At 69.3% G+C, this 10,875-nt stretch carries 11 protein-coding genes; 9 read left to right on the plus strand and 2 right to left on the minus strand.

What is annotated here, in order from left to right; all coding sequences use genetic code 11:
- Window positions 1-172 precede the first annotated feature (172 nt).
- From VHC63_18900 to pknB, 8 genes are all read left to right on the plus strand, one after another.
- Entirely contained in the window at window positions 173-835 is a 663-nt protein-coding gene (locus VHC63_18900) for an alpha-ketoglutarate-dependent dioxygenase AlkB (protein ID HVV38683.1), read from the plus strand.
- A gap of 22 nt (window positions 836-857) precedes the next feature.
- Window positions 858-1,874 (plus strand): hypothetical protein, encoded by a 1,017-nt coding sequence (locus tag VHC63_18905; protein HVV38684.1) that lies wholly within the window; start codon window positions 858-860, stop codon window positions 1,872-1,874.
- A 58-nt stretch (window positions 1,875-1,932) separates the two neighbouring features.
- The gene (locus VHC63_18910; GenBank protein HVV38685.1) at window positions 1,933-2,589 is read left to right on the plus strand and encodes a DUF3662 and FHA domain-containing protein; all 657 of its coding nucleotides are present in this window, start codon (window positions 1,933-1,935) and stop codon (window positions 2,587-2,589) included.
- Complete coding sequence (locus VHC63_18915; GenBank protein HVV38686.1) at window positions 2,589-3,050, plus strand: FHA domain-containing protein; 462 nt, start codon at window positions 2,589-2,591, stop codon at window positions 3,048-3,050. Before VHC63_18910 ends, VHC63_18915 begins: the two co-directional genes overlap by 1 nt.
- On the plus strand, window positions 3,047-4,303 hold the full coding sequence (locus tag VHC63_18920; GenBank protein ID HVV38687.1) for a Stp1/IreP family PP2C-type Ser/Thr phosphatase: 1,257 nt from the start codon (window positions 3,047-3,049) through the stop codon (window positions 4,301-4,303). The genes VHC63_18915 and VHC63_18920 overlap by 4 nt, the downstream gene beginning before the upstream one ends.
- Window positions 4,300-5,583, plus strand: coding sequence for an FtsW/RodA/SpoVE family cell cycle protein (locus VHC63_18925; GenBank protein HVV38688.1), 1,284 nt, complete (start codon window positions 4,300-4,302; stop codon window positions 5,581-5,583). Before VHC63_18920 ends, VHC63_18925 begins: the two co-directional genes overlap by 4 nt.
- Window positions 5,580-7,040, plus strand: a complete 1,461-nt coding sequence (locus VHC63_18930; protein ID HVV38689.1) for a penicillin-binding transpeptidase domain-containing protein — start codon at window positions 5,580-5,582, stop codon at window positions 7,038-7,040. The genes VHC63_18925 and VHC63_18930 overlap by 4 nt, the downstream gene beginning before the upstream one ends.
- Window positions 7,041-7,143: 103 nt before the next feature.
- Window positions 7,144-9,045, plus strand: coding sequence for a Stk1 family PASTA domain-containing Ser/Thr kinase (pknB, locus tag VHC63_18935; GenBank protein ID HVV38690.1), 1,902 nt, complete (start codon window positions 7,144-7,146; stop codon window positions 9,043-9,045).
- Here the strand turns inward: pknB and VHC63_18940 are convergent.
- Window positions 9,042-9,635, minus strand: a complete 594-nt coding sequence (locus VHC63_18940) for an aminodeoxychorismate/anthranilate synthase component II (protein ID HVV38691.1) — start codon at window positions 9,633-9,635, stop codon at window positions 9,042-9,044. The two genes, pknB and VHC63_18940, sit on opposite strands and share 4 nt — an antisense overlap.
- 9 nt (window positions 9,636-9,644) lie before the next feature.
- Complete coding sequence (locus VHC63_18945) at window positions 9,645-10,343, minus strand: DUF881 domain-containing protein (GenBank protein ID HVV38692.1); 699 nt, start codon at window positions 10,341-10,343, stop codon at window positions 9,645-9,647.
- Window positions 10,344-10,431: 88 nt separating this feature from the next.
- Here VHC63_18945 and VHC63_18950 point away from each other — a divergent pair, with 88 nt between their 5' ends.
- Window positions 10,432-10,677: a cell division protein CrgA gene (locus tag VHC63_18950; GenBank protein HVV38693.1), complete on the plus strand. Its 246-nt coding sequence runs from the start codon at window positions 10,432-10,434 to the stop codon at window positions 10,675-10,677.
- Window positions 10,678-10,875 lie beyond the last annotated feature (198 nt).

Below are 10,875 nucleotides of genomic sequence, written 5' to 3' on the forward strand. Positions count from 1 at the left end.
CCGACGCCGTCGCGGAAGCTGAACTCGCCCTCGGGTTCGCGGCCGCGGATGTGGATCGGGTGCACGCTCGACGTGGCGAGGACCTCGATGCTCGAACGCTTGGCGTCGACGGCGAAAGTGCCGCTGATGGTCACCCGCCAAGCGTCGCACACCCCGGTGGCACACTGAGTCCGTGATCGCGGTGTCGCCCAGCGCCAAGACCGAGCGGGTGCAGCTCGACGACACATCGTGGGTCGACGTCACACGCAACTGGCTCGACGGCGCCGACGAGCTGTTCGACGCGCTGCTCGAGAGCGTGGCGTGGCAGCCGTCGCGCATCTTCCGCTTCGAGAAGTGGGTCGACGAGCGCCGCCTCGGATCGTCGTGGTCCAAAGGGCGCCCGCTCCCGCACCCGGCGCTGGCCGAGATCACCAAGACGATCCAGCGCGACTACAAGGCCAGCTTCGGCGGCTTCGGCATCATCCAGTACCGCAACGGCGCCGACGGCCAGGCGTTCCACCGCGACACCGACATGCGCTACCTCGACGACACGATCATCGCGGTGCTCACGCTCGGTGCCCAGCGCCCGTGGTACCTGCGGCCCCGCGCCGTACGCAACTCCCTCGCCGCCCTCGACGGCGTGCGCGGCGCCACCCACGACCTGCACCCCGGCAGCGGCGACCTCATCGTCATGGGCGGCGCCTGCCAGCAGAACTGGGAACACTCGGTGCCGTACCTCAACCAACTCGGCGTCGGCGTGCGCATTTCGTTGCAGTGGCGCTGGGCGCGCAAGGTCGGCCAGCCGTTCACGGGCGCGGGCTACCGCGCCCCGCTCACGTACAACACCCCCGGCTGACGCGTCGCTAGCGTTGGGGTTCATGCGCCGCTTCACCATCGCTGGACTTCTCGCGCTTGTGCTCCTCCTCGCGGGCTTTGCTGTGCCGGCCGACGCGACCAGCGTCAAACCGATGTTGCGCGGGCTGCTCGACCGCAAAGGCATGCCCGCCAGCACCTACTTCGACGAGCTCGACGGCTTCGTCGTCAAAGTCGACTGGACCGATCTCCAGCCCGACGCCTTCGGGCCGCTGGCGGCCGACAACGCCATCGACCAGGCCCTCGCGGCGGTCCGCACGACGCCCGGCGCGTCGCAATTGCAGCTGAAGCTGCGCGTGCTCGGCGGCGTGTCGGCGCCCGACTGGGCGAAGCACCTCGGCGGCGATCCCGTCAACGTGTACCGCGGCGCCCACGTCTTCACGATGGGGCGCTTCTGGACGGCGGACTACGGCGACGCTTACGCCGACCTGCAGCAGAAGCTGGCGGCGCGCTACGACGGCGCGCCCGAGGTCGCCGAGACCGTGATGTCGCGCTGCACGATCATGACGGCCGAGCCGTTCCTGCGCGCCGACCGCGCCGACACGCGCACGCGCGACGCGCTGCTCGCCGCCGGTTTCACCGTCAAGGCCGACACGCAGTGCCTGCACCAGCAGACGGCCGCCCACCGGGTCTGGAAGCGCACCCGCTCGGCGCTGTCCGCCGACCCCTACGACAGCCTGGCGCCCGACGGCACGTACACGACCGACGTCGACTTCACCCGCAAGCAGATGCAGTACTGCCGCAAGAAGCTCGGCGCGCGCTGCGTGCTCGAGAACGATTCGGTGTCGTCGCCCTTGCTGCCCGAGCCGTATCCCACCCTGTACGGCTACATCGAGGACCTCGGCGCACCGATCGCGTACCAAACCCGCAACGCGCAGCGCATCGGCGACGCCATGGCGGCGCTCAACTGGGCGGCGGACCACGGGGCCAACCACGTCGAGCTCAACACCGACTATCCGAACTACGACCTGGACCAGTTGCGGGCCGTTCGTCAGCGCCTCCGGGCAAATCCCACCGGGTAATCCCAGGTTGAGGCCGGGGCTTTCGGGGCACACCTGCGGAGTAGGTTGACGAAAACCCATGGGACTACAGCAAGTTGAGCGTCGGCTCGAGCGCCTCGTCGAAGGGGTGTTCTCGAAGGCCTTTCGGGGCGGGCTTCAGCCCGTCGAATTAGCGCGTCGCGTCGTCCGCGAGATGGAAGCCGGCCGCACCGTGTCGACGCGTGGCACCGTCGCACCGAACCACGCGGTGATCACGCTGAGCGAGTTCGACGCAGAGCGCTTCGAGTCCTTCGCGGACGCGCTCAAGCTCGAACTCGAAGACGCCATGCGCGAGCACGCCCGCGACCGGCAGTACCGCTTCATCGGTCCCGTCGAGGTCGAGCTGTTTCAGGATCCCGACTTCGCCAAGAGCGAGCACACCGTCGTCGTCGAAGTGCGCCAGGGGCCCGGCGGGATGCCCGCCGCCGCGTTGGTTCTCGGCGACGGCACGCGCATCGCGATCGGCGAAGATCCCGTTGTTATCGGTCGCTCACCCGAGAGTGACCTCAAGCTCACCGACGCCACCGTCAGCCGGCGCCACGCACAGATCGTGCGCGACGGCGACGCGTGGTTCGTCCGCGACCTCGGCTCGAGCAACGGCACGAAGGTCAACGGCGTGGGCATTACCGACCACATGCTCGAGGACGGCGACGAGATCAAGGTCGGTGCGGTCACCCTTCGCTTTGAGATGTCGTAGTGCCTGACAGCCTCCTGACCGTTCTGCGGCTGCTGCTGCTGTCGCTCATCTGGTTGTTCTTCGTGCGCGTCTTGTTCCTGCTGGCCGCGAAGCCGCGCGCCGCGGTCGTGGCGGCTCCCACTCCCGCCGCGCCTCCGGCGCCACCCGCAGCGGCGCCGGCGCGTACGGGCAGCCGCGCGTCGCTGCGCGTCGTCAGCGGCGGCGCGCTGGCCAACAAGGAGTTCACGGTGGGCAGCGAGGCGACGGTGGGCCGCGGCCAGGGGTGCCAGGTGCAACTCACCGATCCCATGGTCAGCCAACTCCACGCCCGGCTGTTCCGCTCCGACCGCGGCCTGCATATCGAGGACCTCGGTTCGACCAACGGCACCTACCTCAACGGCCGCAAAGTGGGCGCGCCGGCGCGTCTCAAGAAGGGCGATCGCGTCCGCGTCGGCCCGATCGAACTCGAGGTGCTCGGGTGACGAGCTTGCGGACAGGCGCCGTCACCGACGTCGGGCGGGTGCGGACCAACAACGAGGACCAGCTGCTCGTCAGCGACCCGGTGTTCGCCGTGGCCGACGGCATGGGCGGCCATGCGGCCGGCGAGGTGGCGTCCCAGGTTGCCGTCGACACGGTGCGCGAGGCGTTCGCCGCCAACCCCACCGCCGAGGGCCTCGTCGACGCCGTGCGGGCCGCCAACGCGAAAGTCCTCGAGCGCGCCGCGTCCGACGCGGCGACGCGTGGCATGGGCACGACCATCTGCGCCGCCGCGCTCGTGCCCACACCCGAGGGTGACGGCGAAACCGTCGTCGTGGTCAACGTCGGTGACTCGCGCGCGTACCTGCTGCGCGACGGGGAACTCAGCCAGATCACCGAGGACCACTCGGTGGCCGACGAACTGATGCGCGCCGGCCAGTTGACGGAGGAAGAGGCCGCCACCGACCGTCGCCGCCACGTGCTCACCCGCGTGCTCGGCATGGACACCACCGTCGTCCCCGACCGCTTCGACATCGACCCCTTCCGCGGCGACCGCCTGCTGCTGGCCTCCGACGGGCTGACGAACGAGGTGTCCGACGCCGAAATCGCGTCGATCCTGCGCCGCATCGAGGATCCGGGCGAAGCGGCGCGCGAGCTGACCCGCGTGGCCAAGAACAACGGCGGCGCGGACAACATCACGGTCATCGTCATCGACGTCACCGACGACGACGGCAAGGCCGAGGGAGCGTCGGCGGCACTGGCCAAGGAGCCGGCACGCCCGCGGGGCCTCATCACCGCGGCCGAACGCGACTCGCAGTTGCGCGACCTGGCCGAGAGCGGCACGGGCGCACCGATGGAGCGCCCCGCGGGTTACGACGAACCCCGCCGCCGTTTGCGCCCGCTGCGGATCACGGTGTTCGGCCTCGCAGTGCTCGTCATCATCGCGGGTGCGGTGGGTGCGGTCATCTATCTGGGTAGGCCGTGGTACGTGAGCGCGAACAACGGACACGTAGCCCTCTTCCGCGGCGAGGAGTCGGGCCCCTTCAAGCAGGAACTCGTCGATCGAACCGACGTCAAGCTCAAAGATCTTCCCGGGGCCGCGGAACAACGCGTGCGTGACGGGCTCAAGTTCGGCTCGCGCGCGGACGCCGAGGCGTACATCCGGCGGCTGCGCTCCACGGCCACGACGTCGACCACCACGACGTCGACCACCTCCACCACCTTGTTCGTGCCGACGACCACCACCGTCAAGACGTGAGCGTCGCGCTGCGGCCGCGCAGCGAGACCGGCACCGGGCTGAGCCTGCTGCTCGTCGCCGGCGTCATCGTCGCCGCCGCCTACGCCCTCTCCAGCTTGGGCGAGACAGCGTCACTGCCCGTCAACCTGCTGCCATTCCTCGTCGTCATCTTCGGACTCATGGGCGTCGCCTACCTGGCGATGCGCCGCTTCGCCCCGACCGCCGAGCCCACGCTCGTGCCGATCGTCGCCCTGCTCAACGGGCTCGGCTACGTCGTCATCGCGCGGCTCAACCGCGACCTCGCGGCCAACCAGGCGATGTGGACGGCGATCGGCGTGGTGGCCTTTGTGGTCACCCTTGTCGTAGTGCGCCGCGCCGCCGACCTCGAGCGGTACCGCTACCTGCTGATGCTCGCCGGCGTGCTGTTGCTGCTCGCGCCGCTCGCACCCGGCATCGGCGTCAGCAAGAACGGAGCACGCCTGTGGCTCGAGCTCGGGCCCTTCAGTTTCCAGCCCGGTGAGCTCGCCAAGATCTGCCTCGCCATCTTCTTTGCCAGCTACCTGACCGAGCGCGCCGAGTTGCTCACACCCGGCAAGCTGCCCGGCTCGGCGCTCGCAGCGCGTGCCCGCGCCCTCGGACCAATTGCCGCCGCGTGGGCGCTGTCGCTCGTGGTCATGGTGATGGAGAAGGACCTCGGTTCCTCCGCGCTGTTCTTCGCGCTCTTCGTTGCCATGCTGTGGGTGGCCACCGGCGGCTACCTATGGCCCGTCGTCGGTGCCGCCATGTTCGGGGCCGGCTCGCTGGCGGCGTGGAAGGTGTTCGCCCATGTGCACGAGCGGGTGAGCATCTGGGTCAACCCGTGGGCCAAGGCGTCGAGCGACGGGTTCCAACTCGTGCAGGCCGCGTACGCCTTCGCCGCCGGCGGGATCGTCGGCACGGGCCTGGCGCGCGGGACACCCCAGAAGATTCCGGAGGTGGCCAGCGACTTGGTCTTCGCCGCCATCGGCGAAGAACTCGGCCTCGTCGGCGCGGCGGCGTTCATCGCCGCGTTCGCCCTCATCGTCGTGATCGGCCTGCGCATCGCCCAGCGCGCCGAGCGTCCGTTCGAACAACTCCTCGCCGTCGGCCTCACCACCATCCTCGGCGTGCAGAGCTGCCTCATCATCGGCGGCGTCACGCGGCTGTTGCCGCTGACGGGCATCACGCTGCCGTTCGTGTCCTACGGCGGCTCGTCCGTCATCGCCAACTGGATCCTCGTGGCCTTGCTGCTGCGCATCTCGGCCGGGGATCGCGCCGCATGAACGATCGCATCCAGCGCCTCGGGTTGATCCTCGGCGTCGCGTTCTGCTTGCTGCTGGCGTCGCTGACGCGGCTGCAAGTCGTCGATGCCTCGAAGCTCACGAACGACCCGCGCAATAGCCGCGGTCTCACCGCCGCGTTCAGCGCCGAGCGCGGGTCGATTCAGACCAACGACGGCGTGCTGCTGGCCAAGTCGGTGGCGAGCGACGACGAGTTCAAGCAGCAGCGCCAGTACCCGCAGGGCGCGGTGTTCGCGCCGGTCACCGGCTACCTGTCGTTCACCTACGGCGCCGACGGCGCCGAGCGGGCGTTCAACACTGCCCTGGTCGGCGGTGCGCTGCCCAAAGGTGACGACGCGCTGCGTCAGCTGTTCGAGAAGAAGCGCCCGACCCAGGACGTCACGCTCACGATCAGCGCCGCGGTGCAGCGGATAGCGGCGAGCGCCCTCGGAGATCGTCGCGGTGCGGTCGTCGCCCTCGATCCGACGACCGGCGCCATCCTCGCCATGGTGAGCGCGCCGAGCTACGACCCCAACCCGCTCGCCGCCCACTCGCAGGACGCGGTACGCGCCACGTGGACCGGCCTCCAGAACGATCCGGCGCACCCGCTGTTGCCCCGTGCCTACCGCGAGTCGTATCCGCCGGGTTCGACGTTCAAGGTCGTCACGGCATCGGCGGCGTTCGACCACGACCCCGACATCACCTCCAAGGTGTACCCGACGACGAACGCACTGCCGCTGCCCCACAGCGGCGGGCTGTCGCTGCACAACTTCGGCGGCGAGCGCTGCGGCGGCACGATCGCCGACCTGTTGCGCGTCAGCTGCAACACGGGCATGGCGTCGGTCGGCCTCGACGTCGGCAGCGAGAACATGGCAGCCGAGGCCACGGCGTTCGGCTTCGGCAGCAAGCCCCCGATCGATCTGCCGGCGGCGGCCGTTTCGCACTTCCCCGACGCCGAAGAGTTCAAGCGCTTGCTCGAGCCCGGGCTGGCGTTCTCGTCGATCGGGCAGCAGGACGTGTCGGCCACGCCCCTGCAGATGGCGCTCGTCGCTTCCGCCATCGCCAACGGCGGGATCATCATGACGCCGCACGTGCTCGACCACACCTCGGACGATCGCGGCAACGTCGTGTCCAAGTACAAGCCGGCCGAGTGGCGCACGGCGACATCCGGTGCGACCGCGGCGGTGATCAAGCAGATGATGATCGACGTGGCCCGGCGCGGCACCGCCACGCGCGCCCAGATCCCCGGCGTCACCGTGGCGGCCAAGACGGGCACGGCGCAGACGGGCAAGCCCAACACGTCACACGCCTGGCTGATCGCGTTCGCGCCGGCCGAGGCACCCAAGGTGGCGGTGGCGGTCATCGTCGAGAGCCAGCAGGGCACCGGCGACGCCGCCACCGGCGGTCGCGTAGCCGCGCCGATCGCACAAGCGGTGATGAAGGCCGTTCTCGGCCTCTAACCGCGCAGTTTTTCGGTTCCGTCCGGCCTTCGGCCTCCCGTCACGGTGCGGCGGGGACCCCACCCCCGCCGCCGTGAACACGTCGCCTAACGTCTTCAACTAGATGGCTGAACGTCCTGCTCCCATTTTCGGAGGTCGCTACCAACTCCGGCGTCGCATCGCCCGCGGGGGCATGGCCGAGGTGTTCCTCGCCCACGACCGCATGCTCGACCGGCCGGTCGCGCTCAAGGTGCTGTTCCCCGAGCTATCGACCGACCCCAACTTCGTCGAGCGGTTCCGGCGTGAGGCGCAGGCGGCAGCCAACCTGAGCCATCCCAACATCGTGTCGATCTACGACTGGGGCGAAGAGCAGGGCACGTACTTCATCGTCATGGAACTCGTCGACGGCCGGCCGCTGTCGACGGTGCTCAAGGCCGAAGGCACCCTGCTCGCCGACCGCGCCGCCGACATCGGCGCGGCGGTCGCCAGCGCGCTGGCGTTCGCCCACAAGCACGGCGTCGTGCACCGCGACGTCAAGCCGGGCAACATCCTCATCGACTCCGCCGGCAACGTGAAGGTCGCCGACTTCGGCATCGCCCGCGCCAAGGACAACGTCGACGAGAACCTCACCCAGACCGGCGCGGTGATGGGCACCGCCACCTACTTCTCGCCCGAGCAGGCGCAGGGCTGGGGCGTCGACGCCCGCAGCGACATCTATTCCCTCGGCGTCGTGCTCTACGAGATGGTGTGCGGCCGGCCGCCCTTCAGCGGCAGCAACCCGGTGGCGGTGGCCACCAAGCACGTGAGCGACCAGCCGCCCCAACCGCGGTCGATCAACCCGAACCTGTCGGCCGCCTTCGAGTCGATCATCCTCACCTGCCTCGCCAAGGACCCCGACGACCGCTACGCGACGGCCGAGGACCTGCGGGCCGACCTGGTTCGCTTCCGCCAGGGCCGCGCCATCGCCGCGGGTTCCTTCGACGACCAGTACGGCGACCCGAACGCCACCCAGGCGCTGCCGCGCACGCAGTCGACGCGCGCCGTACGCGCCTACGAGCAGACGATGGCCCAGCCCGCCGTGGCCGGGGGCGTGCCCGTCGAGGTGCGGCGGCGCACGACCTTCTACGCCATGCTCCTCGTCGCCCTGCTGGCGACGTTCGCCGCGCTGGCGTTCCTGCTCCTGCGCGAAGTCGGTTTCATCGGCGGCGGCACGGCCAAGACGTTCGAGGTGCCCTCGGTCGTCGGCAGCGATTACGCCACCGCCAGCGACACGCTCAAGAACGCCGGGTTCACCGTGAAGCGCCAGGACGCGCCGTCCTCGCAAGACCCCGAGATCGTCACCGCCGAGGATCCGGCGGCGGGCCAGTTCGTCAAGAAGGGCTCGGAGATCACGCTGACGGTGTCGACCGGTCCGCAGCGGGTCAAGATCCCGAACGTCATCGGTGAGCAGCGCGCCCAGGCGCAGGACGACCTGACCCAGGCGGGGTTGAAGTATCTCGTGGCCGAAGAGGCCAATACCGCGCCCGTCGACCAAGTGATCAAGCAGAACCCGAGTTCGGGCAGTCAGGTCGACACCGGCACGACCGTCACCATCACGGTCTCGTCCGGCGCGCAGTCCACCTTCAGCGTGCCCAACGTGGTCGGCAAGGACGAGAACGACGCCGTCGACACGCTGCGCAACGACGACGGTCAGTTCAAGGTCAAGACGGTGCAGCAGGCGTCCAACACCGTCGACCAGGGCAAGGTGATCTCACAGGACCCGGTCGGTGGTTCCGACGCCGCCAAGGGCTCGACGGTGACCATCACGGTGTCGAGCGGTCCGGCCCAGGTGCAGGTGCCCAACGTCGTCGGCAAGACCGAGTCGCAGGCGCGCGCGGTCCTCGTCAACGCCGGGTTCAAGGTCAGCGTGACCTACACGGACAACGCGTTGGGCAGCGGTCTGGTGACCGATCAGAACCCGAACGCCGGCACCAACGCCGACCAGGGGTCGACGGTCACCATCACGGTCGACGGGCCACACGCCTAAGCAGGATCGAAGCTGAGTAGCGCCGCCAGCCACGTCCGCATGAGGTCGTGGCCGACGGTGGTGAGGATCGACTCGGGGTGGAACTGCACGCCCTCGATCGGCAGCTGGCGGTGGCGCACACCCATGATGACGCCGTCCTCCGTCGTCGCCGTCACCTCGAGCACGTCGGGGACCGACGCCGGGTCGATGACGAGGGAGTGGTAGCGGGTCGCTTCGAACGGGTTGGACAGGCCGGCGAACACGCCTTGGCCGCCGTGGTTCACCCAGCTGGTCTTGCCGTGCATGACCGTAGGGGCGCGCACGATGCGCCCGCCGAACACCTGGCCGATGCACTGGTGGCCGAGGCACACGCCGAGGATCGGGATCGTGGCGCCGAGTTGCTCGATCACCGCGTTGGAGATGCCGGCGTCGTCGGGCGTGCCGGGCCCGGGCGAGATCAGGATGCCGTCGGGCTGGCGCTCCGCCAGCGCGCCGACGGTGATCTCGTCGTTGCGGAAGACCGTCGGCTGCGCACCGAGCTCACCGAGGTACTGGACGAGGTTGTAGACGAAGCTGTCGTAGTTGTCGATGACGACGACGTTGGCGCCCATCCCGCGATGCTACGAGGGGCGGGCGTACTTGGGCGTCGTCGATCCGTCGTAGGCGGCGATGGTCACGCTGTCGACGGAGTGGATGGCGAACTTGAGCCCGAAGTTCTTGGCGTCTTCGTGCAGGCGCTGGACCAACTCGTCGGCCTCGAACTTGTTGCGGTCGGCCCCGAGCGCCGAGATCACGTAGGGGGGCGAGTGCACCGTGCCGTTGAGGAGCAACGTGTTGCCGACGCAGAGCACTGCGCTCGTGCCGACGAGGCGCTCGCCGTTGACGGAGATCGCTTCGGCACCGCTGCGCCACAGGGCGTTGACTGCCGCCTGCACGTCGCTCGAGTGGATGACGAGGTCGTTGATGTCGCCGCTCGGAGAACTGGCCTGGGTCGAGTCCGCGAGTTCGACCCGCATGCCCGGACCGCGCAGGGCGACGAGACCCGCCGTGAGGCGTCCGCTGCGCAGCGCGGCGGCGCGGCCGGCCGCCGCGGTCTTGTCGGGACCGAGCGACGCCTGCGCCACCTGGGACCGTAAATGCTCGACCTCGCGGCGCAGGTCGGCGGCCGTCTTCTGCTGCCGCTCGATCAGCGCGGCGAGGCGGTACTGGCGTGGCAGGCGGGCCTCGGGACTCGCCGGGTGCGAACGCGCCGCGGTCATCGCCAGGAAGCCGATGAGGGCGCAGGCCACGCCGACGAGAGGCTGAATCCGCCGATGCACGCCGCAACAGTAAATTGAGCCGATGGGTTCTGGTGATCGGCCGTCGTCCGGGCGTGTGACGCCAAAGGGAACAGTCAGCAGCCGTCGGGTGACGCAGAAGAGCGGCGGCACCTCGATGCAGGCGCAGGGCCGCTACACGCCGCCGGTGCCCAAGGAGTACAAGGTCAGCCCCACGTGGGTGCCGGTGCTGATGTTCACCCTGCTCGGGGTGGGCATGCTGATGATCGTCACCAACTACATGGGCATCCTGCCCGGCGGCGCCAACAACTGGTACCTGCTGGTCGGTTTGGGCCTGATTACGGGTGGATTTATCACGGCCACCCGGTATCACTAAGACAAACCCTGAGTTACACGGGTGTAGTTCTCCCCAGAGTTCTCCCCAGCCTGTGGATTAGTCGTCCTCGCCGGGGACGTACTCCATCTCGTCCATGCAGTGGCGCGGCGGCTCGGGGTCTTCGCTCGCGGCGCGGGTGACGCGCACCTCGGTCCCGCAGGTCGGGCAGCGGTAGTTCATCTTCACGCGGCGCATCTC

It is taken from the genome of Acidimicrobiales bacterium, from assembly GCA_035546775.1.
Lineage (GTDB): Bacteria > Actinomycetota > Acidimicrobiia > Acidimicrobiales > JACCXE01 > JACCXE01.

Coding starts and splice junctions, on each gene's coding strand:
- VHC63_18905 (HVV38684.1), top strand. CDS start 858: ATGCGCCGCTTCACCATCGCTGGACTTCTCGCGCTTGTGCTCCTCCTC.
- VHC63_18910 (HVV38685.1), top strand. CDS start 1,933: ATGGGACTACAGCAAGTTGAGCGTCGGCTCGAGCGCCTCGTCGAAGGG.
- VHC63_18930 (HVV38689.1), top strand. CDS start 5,580: ATGAACGATCGCATCCAGCGCCTCGGGTTGATCCTCGGCGTCGCGTTC.
- pknB (HVV38690.1), top strand. CDS start 7,144: ATGGCTGAACGTCCTGCTCCCATTTTCGGAGGTCGCTACCAACTCCGG.
- VHC63_18940 (HVV38691.1), bottom strand. CDS start 9,635: ATGGGCGCCAACGTCGTCGTCATCGACAACTACGACAGCTTCGTCTAC.